This window comes from Aphanizomenon sp. CS-733/32 (assembly GCF_028330045.1).
GTDB lineage: Bacteria > Cyanobacteriota > Cyanobacteriia > Cyanobacteriales > Nostocaceae > Dolichospermum > Dolichospermum gracile.
Map to the genome: position 1 here is coordinate 1 of NZ_JAQMSE010000254.1, position 17,009 is coordinate 17,009.

The following is a 17,009-nucleotide window of genomic DNA, read 5'->3' on the forward strand; positions in this document are numbered from 1 at the left end:
AATATTTTGTTCGTTTCGTCGCTGTAGCCTTCTTTGTTTTCGCTACGCTCAAATACAATTTGGGCTACGCAACTCAACTCACTCGCATTCATCCCACGCTCCTAAGAGTGAGACGTGGGGCTTCTGCTGATTAAGCTAAAAATACTTTTAAATCTATAGACCTTGGCGAGAAGCGAATTTTTCAAATTCAGCTTGGGTTTGATGTAGTAATTGTTGACGACTATCTTGGATTGTCTGTTTGAAGTTGGGAACTAAGTTAGGAACCAAGTTGCGAGCTTGTAGTGTCATGTGCAGTTGTAGATGAGCAACGTATTCGCTTATATCTTGGTTATCTACAGTTGCGCCCGTTAGTACATTTGATTCCATTGCCACTGAGTTCTCCTTGATGAATTAGTTGTAATTTCTTTGCTAGACTAGAACAGAAGTTATCATATTTTTTACTCAACTGCCGATTTCGCAATGAAGTGTAATGATTGGGAAAGAGGGAACAGCCAAAAATCAAGATACAGCATACTGCAGGTAAATGAGGTACAACCTTTAATCACAAAACCTGGCAGTGAGGCTGTTTTACTGCTGATATCTGCTGTAAATAACCTGATTTTTTACCACCTAGAAATTTCCTAATCTTCCCAAAGTGTATAAGTTTCGTTAAAAACCTCATCCCAACTTAAAGCAATAATATCTGGCTTTTTGCCCATTTCATCTCTAGCATCCTGTTGTGCAGATAGAAAACACTTATCCCAAATTGACTCCAAAAAATCTCGATTGAGACTTGGCATTTCTTCTTGACTGGCAGTAATTTCTGCCCTAGCTGAACGAATAGAAATTACCCAACTAGCGCTACGTTTTTCCGGTTGACATTTCCACTTAATTATATGCAGTATCAATCGAGTTAATTGACTAATTACTGCTCTTTTTTCTGATCGCCCCATAGACTCGGCTAAACTCTCTAAAATATGATCAACTTCTTGCATTTTTCCCTCCTCTAGCAGTTGTTTTGCTTTCACTACAGCTAAATATGGTGATTGAAAAACCAGTTCGTCATCAGGTACTGTCATAATTGGTAACTCCTTGGCTTGTTTTTTCCCAAATCTGGTATATAAATACATCATATTATTAATTTTATCTGCCTAAACTTGACGATGGACCTTAGACTGTTGATTATGGATAAGTAACTCAAAACTCAACACACAAAATGACTTCAGAACTCTCTCCAGAAATTCATTACTTGGTGGGAATGTCTCAACCAGAAACCCATCTGTTTGAGGTGACTTTACACATTGTTAACTATCCGTCAGCAATTCTTGATTTAAAAATGCCTGTGTGGACTCCTGGTTCATATTTGGTGCGGGAATATGAGAGACATTTACAAGATTTTGCGGCTTTTGCTGATCATGAACCTTTATCTTGGCATAAAGTTAGTAAAAATCATTGGCAAGTAGAAAAGGGCAATAGTTCGGAAGTAACTATTCATTATCGTATATTTGCTAATGAATTAACAGTCAGAACGAATCATTTAGATGCTACTCATGGTTATTTTAATGGAGCGGCGTTATTTTTCAGAATCCCCGGTTGTGAAAGTTTACCCATATATATCCGGGTGATTCCCGCCAACCCTCAATGGCAAATAACTACTGGTTTACCAATATTTGCGGAAACAAAAAATACTTTTGTCGCGGCTGATTTTGATACTTTAGTTGATTGTCCTTTTGAAATTGGTTTTCATCAATTATACAATTTTGAAGTTTTGGGAAAACCCCATGAATTAGCAGTTTGGGGAAAAGGAAATTTTCAACCACAGCAAATGATTGCTGATTGTCAAAAAATCATTGAGGTAGAATCACAAATGTTTGGTGGTTTACCTTATGATAGATATGTATTTTTTCTGCATTTGCTTCAACAGGGTTTTGGTGGTTTAGAACATAAAAATTCTTGTTCGTTAATTTATCAAAGATTTGGATTTCGGACTCCAGATAAATATGAGCCGTTTCTACAATTAGTGGCACATGAATTCTTTCATTTATGGAATGTTAAAAGAATTCGTCCTTTGGGTTTAGAAGTGTTTGATTATGATCAGGAAAATTATACACCATCTTTGTGGTTTTGTGAGGGAGCAACCAGTTATTATGATTTAATCATTCCTTTACGGGCGGGTATTTATAATACCAAGGCATATTTGAATTATTTGAGTAAGGAAATTACTAGATATTTAATGACTCCAGGACGGAAGGTGCAACCTTTGTCGGAGTCAAGTTTCGATGCTTGGATTAAACTTTATCGTCCCGATGCTAATAGTGGTAATTCCCAAATTTCCTATTATATCAAAGGGGAAATGGTATCACTGTTATTAGATTTATTAATTCGCGTTCATCATGGGAATCAGCGTTCTTTGGATGATGTGATGCGGCAAATGTGGGAGCAGTTTGGAAAGGATGAAGTTGGTTATACTCCCGAACAATTAGAGGGTGTGATTGAGTCTGTAGCGGGTATGAATTTAGGGGATTTCTTTAACCGCTATCTTCATGGTTTGGAAGATTTACCTTTTAATGAATATTTGCAACCTTTTGGTTTGCAATTAGTGGAAGAAAAGAATGAAGAACCTTATTTGGGTGTGAGGATAAATACTGAAAATGGTCGAGAGATAATTAAGTTTGTGGAAGCGGGTTCACCGGCACAATTTGCGGGAATTGATGCTGGAGATGAATTATTAGCGATTGATGGTATTAGGGTGGGAAATCAGTTAACTGAACGCTTGAAGGATTATCGAGCGGATGATTCTATTCAAGTTACTGTTTTTCATCAAGATGAATTGTGGACTTATGATGTTACTCTAGCTGCATCAATTCCTAGTAGGTATCAACTTAAAGTTGTGGAAAATCCTTCTTTAACAGAAATGGAGAATTTTGCCGGCTGGTTGGGTGTACCTTTGTCTGAATCAGGATTATAGTTGTCTGGATCAGGATGTCCAGGATTTCAGGATTAACAGGATGAAAAATTTCTGATTATTATGTTTGATTTGGCAGAGAAGAGAGAGGTGAAGAAATGTTCTTCTTTCTTCTTTCTCCTGACTCCTGACTCCTGACTCCTGACTCCTGTTAGTTATTTTGACTTTTTAATACTCCTGGTTCTGTTTGAATTGGTAAAATATCTAAAATATCAGTTTGGGAACAATATTTAAGGTCTTCGTCACATTCCAAACGTAATAAGCGTTGACCATGACTAGCTTGCTGGAGTAGTCCTAATAAGTTATCTTCCCATTGGGAATAAAGAGCGATCGCACTAACCACTTCATCATTACCACTGATTTCTTGTTGGGCATAACTACTTTGTTGCACAATACTATGGGCGATCGCCCCCGCACATACTGTATCCTCTAAAGAATAACTGCCTTCCCAACCAGAACCCACAATCCAGACAGTTTCCGGTTGCTTTTCTAACAGAAATTGAACTACTGCTGCCCGATTAATCAAAGCTGCTGCCAGGACAATAGGGGCATTTTGTATCCGTTGTAAAGCCCTTGTGCCATTGGTGGTACTAATAAATAACCTTTTGCCGGCAACTAATTCTGGTATGCAATCCAAGGGTGAGTTACCCAACTCAAAACCAGCTACTTTAGCTCCACCCCTTTCTCCAGCCCTGAGTCGCTTTTCTGGAGGCCATTGTTCGCTCACTTCCATCAGTTGATTTAAATCGCTGAAAACCTGTACAGCTTCGCCCCCAGCGGCTAAAACCGTAGCCATTGTACTAGTTGCTCGCAGAACATCAACAGCGATCGCACATTCTGGAACTGGATCATTTGGGGTCAATTCGGGAGTGTGATATACAAATATCTTCACGTGCTGGCTACACCTATTTCATAAGACTGCCATAATATTCTACCTATTTGATGTCACCAACTGTTCAATACATAAGACAGAAAAGGTTAGCTTCGTTGTTTATACTTGACAAGGTGAGCGGCGATCGCCAAAAATAAAGAAAGAATTAAAGACCCCAATCCATTTTCAACTGACACAAAAGAAGTTTTATGGCTATTGATCATCTAAGTTTCGCAACCCGCGACATGGACGCAACCCGCCACTTTTATGAAACGCAACTTGGTTTCAACATTGTGATTCATGAACACATGATTGTGGAAGAAGGCGGTTATGTTGATCATGTTTTCTTCGATTGCGGGGATGGTTGTTGCCTAGCCTTCATGCACTGGGTTGATGCTCCCATGATTCCATCTAGTTTTGACACCGGCATTAATCTTGGGTTGGGAGTACCACCTGGAACATATCATTTTGCGTTGCGGTGTAATTCCCTGACCAATCTGGAAGCTCGACGTAGCGAACTGATCTACAAAGGGGTTACTGTGGGGGAAATTCTCGACTTACATCCCTACAAGTCCTTCTTCTTTGACGATCCCAACGGTTTACGCCTAGAATACACAACCCTAGTGGCTTCCTGCACTGAAATTGATAAAGACCCAACGAAACGCAGATTTCCTATCAGCCTGGAGCAGTTCAAAAAAGCATCTCAGCCTGCAAATTAGGGTGGTGAGATTTCGGGTTGAAAAATAAGTATGAATACCAATACTATTGCCAATTTTCGAAAATATGTCTGAAATCCAATAAAATCGTGACGATATCTAGGGTTTCAGGGCTTTGGCAATAGTATTGAATACTCAATGAACTAGAGAGATTGCTTGACAACGAATGGGGAAAATCCAGTCCATCGTTCGGGCTATCTGAAAATACTCATAATTTATCACAGATGTTATCTTTAATAGATTCTATTAATCCCTGGTTAATGGGAGTAGGCTTAAATGCAATTTTCCTAGGAATAGTTGCAATTATTCCCAAAAAATTGCTCACCCCGGCAGGTATACTTAATGCTGGATTATTAGGAGTAATCATTTGGGGAACACTAGGTTGGCAGGGATATCTAGTGGTGGTATTTTATTTTATTGTTGGTTCTGGGGTAACGCGCATTGGTATGGCGGAAAAAGAAGCCGCCGGAATTGCGGAAAAACGTGCCGGTGCAAGAGGTCCAGAAAACGTTTGGGGTTCAGCATTAATAGCGGCTTTATGTGCGTTGGGAGTGTTGTTTTTACCTGATTTTAAATATTTGTTATGTTTGGGTTATGTTGCCAGTTTTAGTACCAAACTATCTGATACTACAGCCAGTGAAGTTGGTAAAGCCTATGGTAAAAGTACCTTTTTAATTACGACACTCCAACCAGTTCCGAGGGGGACAGAAGGGGCGGTAAGTTTAGAAGGGACTTTAGCTGGTATGGTAGCATCAATAGCGATCGCACTCATTGGCTGGAGTGTAAATTTAATTAATCCTCTGGGTGTTATTTGGAGTGTCATAGCCGCATTTGTCGCTACAAATTTAGAAAGTGTCATTGGTGCGACTTTGCAATCTAAATATACTTGGCTGACCAATGAGGTTGTCAATATCTTTAATACCCTAATTGGTGCAACTGTGGCGATAATATTGGCATTAATTTACCAAAGTATCTTTGTTTAATTGTTGACTAAAATTACAATCTTCGTAGGTTGGGTTGACCCAAGGAAACCCAACATTATTATTTTTGTTATCCGGCTTACAGATTTAAAAATAGTTATCATTAAAATCATTATAGATTAGATCCCCGACTTCTTAAATAAGTCGGGGATCTGACAGCAGAATCTTTATTATCACTAGATATAGTTTTCTACTGTTTTCTCCATTATTTAATGGAAAGTCTTATAGATGTGTTAGCATAATCCTGAGAATTACTTCATGGAACCTTCATCTTTTTTAACTGTAAATGACCAGGAAATTACCCTAGCTGAAGTAGTCAAATACTTACAAATATCTGGTAGATTGGGAAATTTCGTGAGTGACGTACTGCGTCAGCACGTAATTGAACAAGAAATTAGTGCCAGAACAGATATTGAGATTAGTTCCACATTAATTGAACAGACAATTATTGATTTTCGTCTGAAAAATCAACTAACTGATGCCCAAAAATTTCAAGAATGGCTAACAAGCAATGGTACAGATTATACAACTTTTCATACATCTATTACATTTGGCTTCCAGTTGGAGAAACTCAAAGCACTAGTCACAGAATCAAAATTACCAGAATACTTTATTGAAAAGAAAATTTACTTGGATAGAGTTATCCTGTCGCGGATTCTCGTTGACAGTCGGGAATTAGCAGAAGAACTACAAACTCAAATTGAAGAAGGAAGTAGTTTTGAACAACTGGCAAGAGAGTATTCATTAGCCGATGAAAGAGTATTTAATGGCATGATGGGACCAATTAGTCGGGGGACTATACCAGACATATTACGTGCGGCTGTAGACTCAACTACCCCGGGAAAATTGATCAATCCCATAGAAATAGAAGGACGTTTTGCTTTATTTAGATTAGAACAAATTATTCCAGCCTCCTTAGAAGATCCTCAATTACAACAATCACTAAAAAATGAGTTATTTGAGAAATGGCTAGGGGATAAGATTCAAAATCTGACAGTCAAAATTCAATTGGATTAAAAATTCTAAATAATCAATTTTAACGAATAAATGTGTTAAACAATTTACCCTGGAATGAACCGCCACTATCCTGGCTAAATGCTGAAGAACAAAACGAATTAAAACAGCAAGCAGAAATACATAACTACAAACTTGGCGAAAAAATTTGGTCACAAAAATTAGGTGGTGACCAATTTTTTATTGTCGCTGGTAAAGTGCGTTTACGAGAGGAAGAAGAAAATAAAACCGTAGCTACTTTACAAGCAGGAGATTGGTTTGGCAACTGTCAACAATTATTTGCTGATTGTAAAGCTGTAGCTGCTAGTAAGGAAGTTATAGTTGTGTGTTGGAATTCGGCTTTGTGGAAAAAATTTTTAAATCCTCAAGTTGATGAATTTTGGAATAATTCAACAGAGGTAGAGGAGATTGAAACTATTTTACCAGTTTCTCATTCTCCCATTTATTCACCTTCACCTCCTACTATATGGGAACAATCCACAATTTCTAATTATCCCTTTGTGGGAAGTGGAAATACAGGTGCAGCTTGTTTAACAATGGTGGCACAATATTTACAAAATCCTGTGCAGTTGGAATGGGTACAACGTCAATTGCGGGGACAAAAGCCCAAAAATCTGGTAGAAGCAGGGGAAAAATTAGGGTTAGTATTGCGGAAATTACAGGTGAATTGGAGTGAATTACGCCAATTATCTTTTCCGGCTTTATTGTTGTGGAGTCAAGGGAATCAGGAAGATAAAAATTCCTCATTTAATTGGGTTGTAGCTTATGGAATGAAAGGCAATTTTTTAATTATTGCCAATCCTCGAAATCCTGATTATATTTGTGAACATTTACCTCAATCTGTGGTAGAGAATTGTTGGGATGGGACATTATGGCAAACTGAATTAATTTCCCAACAAGAGAAATTTAATTTAGCTTGGTTTACTCCCGCAGTTTGGAAATATCGAGGTTTATTAGGTGAAGTTTTATTAGCTTCCTTTAGCTTGCAATTATTGGGTTTAGCTTCTCCATTAATTACTCAAGTCATCATTGATAAAGTGATGGTACAGGAGAGTTTAGCTACTTTGGATGTGATGGCGATCGCCCTCTTGTTTGTGGCGACATTTGAATCTATCCTGGGTATGCTGCGGCTATTCATCTTTACCCACACAGCCCGACGTTTAGATTTAAGTTTATCAGCCCAACTTTTTCGCCATTTAATGCGTTTACCCTTGGCTTATTTCGAGTCGCGGAGAGTGGGTGATACCGTTGCTAGAGTCCAGGAATTAGAACAAATTCGCCAATTTCTCACAGGCACAGCTTTAACCGTCATTCTTGACAGTATCTTTGCCGTAGTTTACCTGGGATTGATGTTCTATTATAACATTCCTCTAACATTTGTAGCCTTAGCCGTCTTACCATTATTTGCCACTTTAACTATTATCGCCACACCGATTTTGCGAAATTGGCTAAATGAAACCTTTAACCGCAGTGCGGACAGTCAATCATTTTTAGTTGAGACAATTACTGGCATTCATTCTGTTAAAGCCCATGCCGCAGAACCAGTGGCGAGAGAACGGTGGGAAGGTTTATTTGCCCGCTTCATTCGTACCAGTTTTAAAGCTTCCACCACATCTAATATTAGCAGTAATATTGGTGACTTTCTTACTAACTTTTCTACCTTAATTATCCTGTGGTTTGGGGCAAAATTAGTCATTGATCATCAACTAACTATTGGTCAATTAATCGCCTTCCAAATGTTATCAGGAAGAGTGACAAGTCCTCTATTACGGCTAGTCCAGTTGTGGCAAAATCTCCAACAAGTGTTATTATCAGTAGATAGAATTGGTGATATTCTCAACGCTGCCCCAGAAACAGAAGCCGGCACAGGATTGGTATTACCACCCCTTAAAGGTGAAGTTAATTTTGATCAAGTTTTCTTTCGCTACAATGCTAACACTGAACCAGTGTTAAAAGGCATTTCCTTTAATATTGAACCAGGACAATTTGTCGGTATTGTCGGCAGAAGTGGTTCAGGGAAAAGTACCCTTTCTAAACTTCTCCAAAGACTCTATCAAATTGAGTCAGGACGCATTCTCATTGATGGATTTGACATCAAAAGTGCTGACTTAGCATCTTTAAGACAACAAATAGGTGTAGTTCTCCAAGAAGACTTTCTATTTAATGGTTCAATCTTGGAAAACATCACATTAGGAAATCCAGATATTACCTCCGAACAAGTTGTCGAAGCCGCCAGATTAGCAGTAGCCCATGACTTCATTAGTCAACTGCCTTACGGCTATGAAAACAACGTTGGTGAAAGAGGAACAGCATTATCTGGAGGGCAAAGACAACGGATAGCATTAGCCAGATTATTCCTAACATCTGCACCAATTCTCATCTTAGATGAAGCCACCAGTGCCTTAGATAGTGAAACCGAACAACAAGTATTACAAAACCTCAAAAATGTTTCCTCTAACCGCACAGTGTTCTTAATTGCCCACCGTTTTGCCCCCCTCAAACGTGCTGATTTAATCTTAGTCATGGAAAAAGGCGTAATAGCTGAAAGAGGAACACATTTAGAACTCTTAAAACAAAAAGGGTTGTACTGGTCACTTTATCAAAGACAACAAGCGAATATTTAAGATATCTCTCCGCGTCTCTGCGCCTCTGCGTGAAAAAAAGAGTTTAATCCAAAACATTCAGCCCCAAAGCCACAGCCCCCCATAAAGGTGCATCATCACCCAATAATGCCCGCACAACCTCAAAATTCACCTCTGGGAGTGCGGTTTCCCTAGCCACTTTTCGCACCACAGTCCAGAAATTATCCCCAGCTTTGGTGACACCACCACCTAAAACAAACCGTTGGGGGTTCATGAGGTTGGCGACATTACCAATACCGACCCCCAAAGCCCAAGCACCCCTATATAATACTTCTTGTGCTATTTCATCTCCATTGGCTGCTGCGGTGCTGACGACTTTGCCTGTAAGTAAGTTAAGATCATTACCAGTCAAATATCTGAGTACGTCCCCCCTGATTTTACCGTTGGTGCTGGATGGTTCTTTTTCCAACATTTCCCGCGCATTTTGCGCCATGTAGGGACCAGAAGCTAAACGTTCTACACATCCCCGTTTTCCACATAAGCATAATGGACCTCTAGGATCAACCACCATGTGTCCAATTTCTCCCGCCATGCCTAATGCACCTCGCCAGGGCTTACCATCAAGTATCCAGCCGCCACCGACACCTGTGCTAATGGTAATGTAAAATAGGCTATCATATCCTTGACCAGCCCCAAAACGATGTTCACCAACAGCAGCAACGTTAGCATCATTATCTATACTGGCGGGTGCGTGATAATCTTCTTCGAGGATTTGTTTAAGGGGAACATTTTCCCAGCCGGGAACGTGATGAGATAAGCGGACTAAACCTGTGGTGGCATCCACTGGACCACCAAAGCTGACACCAATAGCATCCGGTTTTCTCCCTTTTAGCACAGAATCAATGAGCGATCGCATAATTTCTAAATCAGTCAAAGCATCACCATTTGTGGGAGAAAATCGTGATTCATGATCCAACCACTCTTTCCCACCAGCCTTAACTGTTGCTGCTGCCAATTTTGTCCCGCCAAAGTCTAGAGCTAAAATTAATGTCATATTATTAAAAATAAGGGGTTTACGAAACAACTATCAACCATTCACCATTCATTATTACTTAATAACAATTTTGCTGTAGTTCATTATGAAACCGTCTTCACTATTTGGATATAAAATATTTCTATATTCATCACGCTTGTGTTCTATTATGTAACCTAACTCATTACATTTGTAAATCCAATCATAGTCATCCTCAATTTCTGTTAAACTATGGACATTGTTAAATTTCATGAAGAATAAATTAATACAAAGATATATTTTTGTAGAATTCACCTAATTAATTAGATTAGGCTGGCATCAAAATACATGATTAGTTTAAGATAAAGACTGACAGCTTTATATTTTTTTAGCACAGTAGGTATCAATTCTGTCTTTCCTGTTCCCTGTTCCCAGTTAAGAGTTCCCTGACCACACAAGTAAATTCACAGAATCAAACCGGATTCCTATATCAATGATAAAATAATGCTGTATTTTTAATTATTGTATCTTTTTGAATAGTTTTTGAGATAATTATTTGAATAGGATTTATTTAGGGAAAAGCAACTTTAAAAATCAGGATTTTATCGCAACATTGACCATTAACTTTTTATTTGAGTAAGTGTAAATGAATAAACTTTTTTGTGCAGATAATTCACGAAAAATCCAAGAAGATATCATTGGTAGTGCTACCAACTACCAAACCTACATTTTAATAGAATGTCCTGCCCCTTGGGTTTATGAGGCCTTTGAATCTAAATGGGTACCAGATAACTTACGTAGTTTAGTAGAAAATGTCACCCGATCTCAACTACCAATTCGGTTTCTATTAATTGCCAATGATGAATCCCATAAAGTAGAAGAAACAACCCTATTAATTTATCAACAGCAACAGGGATTAAGTCAAGGATACCGAAAACAAGAATTTAAATTACCAAATATTGAACAAGTCGCCGGAATTGTCAGTAAATGGTTAGCAGGAATGAGTGTTGATTATGAAATAGAATCTAGTATTACCAGAGATATCTTAATATGTACTCATGGGAGCCATGATCAATGTTGTGCTAGGTATGGCAATCCTTTTTACTTTTACTCTCAAAATACAATTGCTGATTTACAGTTAAATCACATCAGAATTTGGAAATCAAGTCACTTTGGTGGACATAGATTTGCTCCCACAGCTATAGATTTTCCCCAAGGAAGATATTATGGTATCCTCGATCAAGATACCTTTAAATCAATTCTTACTCATACTGGGGATATACAATGTTTACATAAAGTTTATCGTGGTTGGGGAATATTACCAAATCCTCTGCAAATCTTGGAAAGAGAACTGATGCTGCGTTTAGGTTGGGATTGGTTTAACTATCAAATAACAGGTAAAATCATCGAAAAAAGCTTAGATAATCATACAATTATTGGTGAGTTGAGTTTTGAACAACCTGCCGGTACTCTCTACACTTATCATGCCAAACTTATAAAAGATGATGTAAAAACACAAACAGTTAAGGTTTCTTGTCATGCTACCAAAGAAACAGTATGTTTGAAATATGCTATCTCTAATCTTTGGCTGGTAGCGAAGAAAGTGGCAACTTATAGTTAAAATATGGCAGGAGTCAGAAGTCAGGAGTCAGAAGTCAGGAGTCAGGAGTAAAACTGGCTGTCCGGCTTTGAATTTAGATCCTGTACCTCATTAATTTAAGTACATACTTAAAAGAAAACTATACTCCTGTATAAAATTAAATTTTATGGAGTAGGAAAATAAAAAAATGTCTAACAACCGTTCTGGAATCTTTATTGGTGGTTTGATGTTAGGAGCAGCTATCGGCACTTTAGTCGGTTTATTAGTTGCTCCGCGCACAGGCCGCGAAACCCGTAAACTAATTAAAAAATCTGCCAATGCTATCCCCGAATTAGCGGAAGATATTTCTACTAGTGTGCAAATTCAGGCAGATCGTCTTTCTAGTAGCACTCTGGAAAACTGGGAAGAAACTGTAGATAGATTGCGGGAAGCGATCGCTGTTGGTGTAGACGAAAGCCAAAGTTTCCACAAACAAAATACTGTTGATATCCGCAACACCCCAAACAACACAGATTCCCTGACTGAAAAACTAGAACGTTCATAAATGCCATCACCGTGATTGATCCTTTATTTTGGCTGGGACTATCCATCCTCCTAGTTACTGTCAGTCTAACAACCGTTTTAGTGGCAGCCATCCCCGCTTTGCAGGAATTAGCCCGTGCCGCTCGTAGTGCCGAAAAATTCTTTGACACCCTTTCACGAGAGTTACCACCCACTCTCAACGCTATCCGCAACACAAGCATAGAAATAACAGACTTAACCGAAGATGTTAGTGAAGGTGTCAAAAGCGCCGGTCAAGTTGTTAAGCAATTTGATCAAAGCCTGGACAATGCCAAGAAACAAGCAGAAACTGTGCAAATCGGTGCTCGTAGCGTCATAGTCGGCTTTAAAGCCGCTTGGAAAAGTTTCACACGCCAGGAAAATACCAGGAAAAATCCAAAAACACTTATCAATCCAAAAACCGAATGAGCAACGTTCACGTATCCCTGACGGGAGGCGTTAGCCATAGTGTGGCGATAGCTTGCGTGGCGACGTAGGAGCCATAGCCATAACCCAACATTATCATGGATTTTGTCGGGTTTGGCTGTCGCTCAACCCAACCTACATTTCCTTAACCGACAAGTATTGACTCCCGACTTCTGTTCCAATTTCTCGATCAGATTTTGTTGAGATACCTAAATATTAGAGTAAAGTAAAGAAGTGTAAAGAAATATCACTTTTACATTACGCTTTAAAAAGCACTTGTTACATTATCCTTCTGATTTTATAGTATAAAAACGTTCATGCACCTGTGTTTTTGGCGACGAATTTTAGTATCAATTGCCGCATTTTGCTTTATTGGCTCAATTTGGGCAATCAATTCCCCATCAGCTCTAGCTTATGAAAATCCCGATTTACTACCTAGCTTTGTAACACCAGTAGTAGATTTAGCAAAAACTCTCCCCGACCCCCAGGAAGAAAAGCTAGTTAAAGAATTAGAACAGTTTGAAACTGACACTGGCTGGAAACTGCGCGTTCTAACTCAGTACGACCGTACCCCAGGTAGAGCAGTGATTAAATACTGGGGTTTAGATGATAAAAGCATTCTTTTGGTAGCAGATGCTCGTGGTGGTAACATCCTCAGCTTTAGTGTGGGTGATGCAGTTTATGAGTTCCTACCTCGCACCTTCTGGATTGAACTACAAACCCGCTTTGGTAACTTATACTTTGTTCGTGAAGAAGGAGAAGATCAAGCCATTCTCCAGGCTCTAAATTCAGTTAAAGGTTGTTTACTTAAAGGTGGCTGTAACGTCGTTCCAGGACTACCTAGAGAACAATGGATACTCACCCTTGTTACCTCCGCTGTTGGCGGGATTATTTGTGGTTTCGCCGCCCAACCCCGTGATGATAAAAAAATAGTTGCTTGGCAATGGGCATTAATTTTCTCACCTTTATGGGGAATGTTATTTATTGCCTTCGGTATTGCTCCAGTTATTACCCGTACAAACGATTGGTTGCCTCTTGTCCGCAATGTTTCCGCCTTTGCTATTGGTGCTTTAGTAGCTTATTTATCTCCCATGTTGAATCGGACTTCCCCCGATGCTGAATTCTGAAAAGTGACTGGGGAATAGGGATTAGGAAGGGAAATTTGCAATTTTACAGTTCAAAATCCAAAATACTGATAAGCTGAAGGCTAATATATAAGAAGCTAAATAGCAATGGAATGGCACGTAACTGATGCTCAAAGTTTGGCAATTATTGATAATGAAATTGGTGATCATGTTTTTTCACCAGCAGAGTATGAAATTGTCCGTCGCGTAGTCTATGCTACAGGCGATCTTGAGTATAAATTCTTGATTCGGTTTTCAGAACAAGCATTACAAGCTGGAGCAGCCGCTTTAGCTGCGCGAACTACTATCGTGGTAGATGCGCCAATGGTACAGGTAGGTATATCCCACGATATTCAAAGTACGTTTGCTAATCCAGTATATTGTAGTATGGAAGCACTAACACGACCCCAAAAGGAAAAAACCCGTGCAGCTTGGGGCATTCAAACTCTGGCTAGGCGTTACCCCGAAGGAATATTTGTAGTGGGTCAAGCGCAAACAGCCTTAACTGCACTGGTTGAATTAATTGAAGCGGAAGAAATTAGACCCGCTTTAATAGTTGCTACCCCAGCAGGTTTTATCAATTCAAAAACTGCAAAAGAAAGATTACAAGAATCCTTAGTTCCTTATATTACTGTTGAAGGTCGCAAGGGTAACGCTGTCGTAGCTGCTGCCATTGTTGATGGTTTGGTGGATTTGGCTTGGCAAGCTTATGGACAGGATAGAAATGTAAGCGGATGATGTAGGGGCAGGGGCAGGAGGAGGCAGGGGGGCAGGGGGAAATAGTTACCAATTACCTATTACCTATTCTCTCCCTTCCTGTCTTGCCGAAGGACGGCGGGGTTTTCTTTCCCGGTCTGCACGCAAGCGCATACTAACTTCATTGAAAAAGTCTCTACGAACATAGGGATAATCACTTACCCACAAATCACGACTAGGAATATATATATCGCTGAATTCTTCAATGGTACTTAAATCAGAGCTATTGGACATGACTACCATTTCAGCTATTTGTCCACGAGCGATGACTTTGTGAGCGTTACGTAGTGGAGCCTCAAACTCCACCGCGAACCCTGTGTCATCGCCTATTTCTAAGTTAATCCGCTTTTCGCGGTTTTCGATGATGACTAACTCACCTTTACTATTGACGGTTTCCTGTTTACCCATTAACCGATCTGTAATCCACCAATCTAACACTCGTCCCCGAAAAAAGCCACTGTATTTGTAACGGCGGCATTTTCTATTGCGTATACTTGCTTGGAATATGGGATACCAAAGCCAAAAAAAAGCGCCAAATACCCCAAAAAAGAATATTAATCCAAATTCCAATCTAAACAAGAATTGTATCAGCAGTAGTATAGCTAAGATAACTACAGAAATTAGTATCCGTTGCACAAAACTGCTTACTTTCCCCCAATAGTATTTATATTGTGGTCCAGAAGCAATTAGGGGGATGATTTGTTCAAATTTTTGGCGAGTTAAGGGAACCAGCATATTTTACATTTTGGACTTTGGCTTTTGGATGGAAAAATCCCAATTTTTAAGGTAAGGATTCAGGATAGAGAATACGGAAGTCAAGATCATCATGACTTTTGGAGTCAACTTTGATGAGGGTGAGAAAATTTCACTTCCCTCTATATTATTATTCTGACTCCTGACTCCTTGCTTTTAAAGTATTTTTTCTAGCCCATATACTAATGACTTTAGCTGATTAACTTTGCGAATGGCTAATATTACTCCCGGCATATAACAGGCGCGATCGCTGGTATCATGACGTAAGGTATAAATTTGCCCGGCTGCGCCAAAAATTACTTCTTGGTGGGCAATTAGTCCTGGTAACCGGACACTATGAATTCTAATCCCTTCGTCTGCTAAACTGCCTCTAGCTCCGGCTATTTTCTCCGTTTCTTCCACAATAGCAGGATTAAAAGTTTTACCCATTTCCGCTAATAGTTGAGCAGTTTGAATGGCTGTACCGCTAGGGGCATCAGCTTTTTGGTTATGATGAAGTTCGATAATTTCTACATGATCAAAATACTGGGAAGCTCTGAGGGCGGCTTCTTGGAGTAGTACCATTCCAATGGAAAAGTTAGGAATCACCAAACAACCGGTACTGGCTTTTTCGGCAAAATCAGCTAATTCTTCAAGTTGTGCCGGACTTAAACCTGTAGTTCCCACAACTGGACGAATTCCATAGGCGATCGCACACCGAATATTATTATAAACTGCATCAGGATGAGTAAAATCAACTAATACCCCCGGTTGCATCTGTCTCTCCCCAGCCACATACGCCAACATTGGCTCTAATTGATTCGTAATTGGTACTTCCAATGGTTCACTTAAACCCGCCAGTTCCCCCGCATCTTTACCCTGATGTTCGGGAGTTGTGTCAATTGCCCCCATTAAAGTCAAATCAGATACTTTTGCTACTGCTTTAATTACTTCACGTCCCATTTTACCAGCAGCACCATTGACAATAACCGGAATAGAAGTTTGATTGCTCATAGATTTAACAATTATTTTTAATTCAACAAAGAAATTAAAGAAATGAATCGGTATTTTGAAACCTTATCTAAAGATAAGATGTTATTTTATCAAAGTAGCGAACAACTTAGAAATATCAAACTTAATCATTCCTATGATTCGACTATATATGCTTTAAAAATTAATGATCATCAAAGAGTGATTCTAACCATTGACGATGATTCTATCTTTGATTGTACAGTTATTACATTATTTAGATGATAGGACGCACGCTCACTAACTTGCCATCATATGAATGAACGAAATTGCGTCGTTTTCGGCTTTGGGAATAACTTACTGAGTAGGGTGCGTCAGATAGAGGAAATCTGTTTTTTACCAAATTATTGGGTCTGACGAACCCTATAAGAGATAAAATCCACATTACATATTTAGAAAACTTTGTCAATGCGTAAGCCCTAGATTAGTTGAATTACTGGAGTTTAGACTAAAATTAATTTTCCTAGTTTGAGCTATACGCATGGAAGTGCGGAATGTGGGATAAATAGCAATGGATTCAATCACCGCAGTCATCGCTAAAAAAGCGTGCCAAAAACAAAAACCGCCTCTAAATAAATAGAAGAGGTTTTATTGTTGAATAATAGACCTGGCATCGAGCTATTTTGACGTGGGGCTACCCCCAAACTATCGTCGCCGCAGCAGCGTTTCACCTCTGAGTTCGG

The 17,009-nt window shown here is 39.2% G+C and carries 15 protein-coding genes and 1 pseudogene; 10 read left to right on the forward strand and 6 right to left on the reverse strand.

Features of this window, described 5'->3' with window-relative positions:
- Positions 1 to 153: 153 nt before the first annotated feature.
- Both PN471_RS22570 and PN471_RS22575 read right to left on the reverse strand, forming a co-directional pair.
- Positions 154 to 366, reverse strand: a complete 213-nt coding sequence (locus tag PN471_RS22570) for a hypothetical protein (protein ID WP_039200714.1) — start codon at positions 364 to 366, stop codon at positions 154 to 156.
- Between the two features lie 254 nt (positions 367 to 620).
- Positions 621 to 1,112, reverse strand: a complete 492-nt coding sequence (locus PN471_RS22575; RefSeq protein WP_271778730.1) for a DUF29 domain-containing protein — start codon at positions 1,110 to 1,112, stop codon at positions 621 to 623.
- 83 nt (positions 1,113 to 1,195) lie between these two features.
- Here PN471_RS22575 and PN471_RS22580 point away from each other — a divergent pair, with 83 nt between their 5' ends.
- On the forward strand, positions 1,196 to 2,947 hold the full coding sequence (locus PN471_RS22580; protein ID WP_271778731.1) for a M61 family metallopeptidase: 1,752 nt from the start codon (positions 1,196 to 1,198) through the stop codon (positions 2,945 to 2,947).
- 148 nt (positions 2,948 to 3,095) lie between these two features.
- On the opposite strand, the gene PN471_RS22585 is transcribed toward PN471_RS22580, so the two are convergent.
- On the reverse strand, positions 3,096 to 3,836 hold the full coding sequence (locus tag PN471_RS22585) for a 2-phosphosulfolactate phosphatase family protein (protein WP_271778732.1): 741 nt from the start codon (positions 3,834 to 3,836) through the stop codon (positions 3,096 to 3,098).
- Positions 3,837 to 4,024: 188 nt separating this feature from the next.
- Here PN471_RS22585 and PN471_RS22590 point away from each other — a divergent pair, with 188 nt between their 5' ends.
- The 4 genes and pseudogenes from PN471_RS22590 to PN471_RS22605 all read left to right on the forward strand — a co-directional run bounded on the left by PN471_RS22590 (position 4,025) and on the right by PN471_RS22605 (position 9,149).
- The gene (locus PN471_RS22590; protein WP_271778733.1) at positions 4,025 to 4,534 is read left to right on the forward strand and encodes a VOC family protein; all 510 of its coding nucleotides are present in this window, start codon (positions 4,025 to 4,027) and stop codon (positions 4,532 to 4,534) included.
- 221 nt (positions 4,535 to 4,755) lie between these two features.
- Positions 4,756 to 5,514 carry a TIGR00297 family protein gene (locus PN471_RS22595; RefSeq protein ID WP_271778734.1) on the forward strand — a complete coding sequence of 253 codons (759 nt, stop codon included), beginning with the start codon at positions 4,756 to 4,758 and terminating at the stop codon, positions 5,512 to 5,514.
- Between the two features lie 255 nt (positions 5,515 to 5,769).
- Complete coding sequence (locus tag PN471_RS22600) at positions 5,770 to 6,528, forward strand: peptidylprolyl isomerase (RefSeq protein WP_271778735.1); 759 nt, start codon at positions 5,770 to 5,772, stop codon at positions 6,526 to 6,528.
- Positions 6,519 to 9,149: pseudogene (locus tag PN471_RS22605) on the forward strand (type I secretion system permease/ATPase). The gene PN471_RS22600 and the pseudogene PN471_RS22605 overlap by 10 nt, the downstream one beginning before the upstream one ends.
- 43 nt (positions 9,150 to 9,192) lie before the next feature.
- Here the strand turns inward: PN471_RS22605 and PN471_RS22610 are convergent.
- Positions 9,193 to 10,161 (reverse strand): ROK family protein, encoded by a 969-nt coding sequence (locus tag PN471_RS22610; protein ID WP_271778736.1) that lies wholly within the window; start codon positions 10,159 to 10,161, stop codon positions 9,193 to 9,195.
- A gap of 604 nt (positions 10,162 to 10,765) precedes the next feature.
- Between PN471_RS22610 and PN471_RS22615 the strand changes: the two genes are divergently transcribed.
- The 5 genes from PN471_RS22615 to PN471_RS22635 all read left to right on the forward strand — a co-directional run bounded on the left by PN471_RS22615 (position 10,766) and on the right by PN471_RS22635 (position 14,547).
- Complete coding sequence (locus tag PN471_RS22615; RefSeq protein ID WP_271778737.1) at positions 10,766 to 11,740, forward strand: sucrase ferredoxin; 975 nt, start codon at positions 10,766 to 10,768, stop codon at positions 11,738 to 11,740.
- 166 nt (positions 11,741 to 11,906) lie between these two features.
- On the forward strand, positions 11,907 to 12,263 hold the full coding sequence (locus PN471_RS22620; protein ID WP_271778738.1) for a YtxH domain-containing protein: 357 nt from the start codon (positions 11,907 to 11,909) through the stop codon (positions 12,261 to 12,263).
- Between the two features lie 11 nt (positions 12,264 to 12,274).
- Positions 12,275 to 12,688, forward strand: a complete 414-nt coding sequence (locus tag PN471_RS22625) for a hypothetical protein (protein WP_193893075.1) — start codon at positions 12,275 to 12,277, stop codon at positions 12,686 to 12,688.
- A 314-nt stretch (positions 12,689 to 13,002) separates the two neighbouring features.
- Positions 13,003 to 13,812, forward strand: a complete 810-nt coding sequence (locus PN471_RS22630) for a TPM domain-containing protein (protein WP_271778739.1) — start codon at positions 13,003 to 13,005, stop codon at positions 13,810 to 13,812.
- A 105-nt stretch (positions 13,813 to 13,917) separates the two neighbouring features.
- Entirely contained in the window at positions 13,918 to 14,547 is a 630-nt protein-coding gene (locus PN471_RS22635; RefSeq protein WP_271778740.1) for a precorrin-8X methylmutase, read from the forward strand.
- A gap of 63 nt (positions 14,548 to 14,610) precedes the next feature.
- Here PN471_RS22635 and PN471_RS22640 read toward each other — a convergent pair whose 3' ends face one another.
- Both PN471_RS22640 and dapB read right to left on the reverse strand, forming a co-directional pair.
- Complete coding sequence (locus PN471_RS22640; protein ID WP_271778741.1) at positions 14,611 to 15,300, reverse strand: phosphate ABC transporter permease; 690 nt, start codon at positions 15,298 to 15,300, stop codon at positions 14,611 to 14,613.
- A 174-nt stretch (positions 15,301 to 15,474) separates the two neighbouring features.
- Entirely contained in the window at positions 15,475 to 16,311 is an 837-nt protein-coding gene (dapB, locus tag PN471_RS22645) for a 4-hydroxy-tetrahydrodipicolinate reductase (RefSeq protein WP_271778742.1), read from the reverse strand.
- Between the last annotated feature and the right edge of the window lie 698 nt (positions 16,312 to 17,009).

What these genes read in the sequence shown, in the direction of transcription:
- PN471_RS22610 (WP_271778736.1), bottom strand. Translation starts at nt 10,161, where the DNA reads ATGACATTAATTTTAGCTCTAGACTTTGGCGGGACAAAATTGGCAGCA.
- PN471_RS22595 (WP_271778734.1), top strand. Translation starts at nt 4,756, where the DNA reads ATGTTATCTTTAATAGATTCTATTAATCCCTGGTTAATGGGAGTAGGC.
- PN471_RS22615 (WP_271778737.1), top strand. Translation starts at nt 10,766, where the DNA reads ATGAATAAACTTTTTTGTGCAGATAATTCACGAAAAATCCAAGAAGAT.
- PN471_RS22640 (WP_271778741.1), bottom strand. Translation starts at nt 15,300, where the DNA reads ATGCTGGTTCCCTTAACTCGCCAAAAATTTGAACAAATCATCCCCCTA.
- PN471_RS22590 (WP_271778733.1), top strand. Translation starts at nt 4,025, where the DNA reads ATGGCTATTGATCATCTAAGTTTCGCAACCCGCGACATGGACGCAACC.
- PN471_RS22620 (WP_271778738.1), top strand. Translation starts at nt 11,907, where the DNA reads ATGTCTAACAACCGTTCTGGAATCTTTATTGGTGGTTTGATGTTAGGA.
- PN471_RS22570 (WP_039200714.1), bottom strand. Translation starts at nt 366, where the DNA reads ATGGAATCAAATGTACTAACGGGCGCAACTGTAGATAACCAAGATATA.
- PN471_RS22575 (WP_271778730.1), bottom strand. Translation starts at nt 1,112, where the DNA reads ATGATGTATTTATATACCAGATTTGGGAAAAAACAAGCCAAGGAGTTA.
- PN471_RS22600 (WP_271778735.1), top strand. Translation starts at nt 5,770, where the DNA reads ATGGAACCTTCATCTTTTTTAACTGTAAATGACCAGGAAATTACCCTA.
- PN471_RS22580 (WP_271778731.1), top strand. Translation starts at nt 1,196, where the DNA reads ATGACTTCAGAACTCTCTCCAGAAATTCATTACTTGGTGGGAATGTCT.
- PN471_RS22635 (WP_271778740.1), top strand. Translation starts at nt 13,918, where the DNA reads ATGGAATGGCACGTAACTGATGCTCAAAGTTTGGCAATTATTGATAAT.
- dapB (WP_271778742.1), bottom strand. Translation starts at nt 16,311, where the DNA reads ATGAGCAATCAAACTTCTATTCCGGTTATTGTCAATGGTGCTGCTGGT.
- PN471_RS22630 (WP_271778739.1), top strand. Translation starts at nt 13,003, where the DNA reads ATGCACCTGTGTTTTTGGCGACGAATTTTAGTATCAATTGCCGCATTT.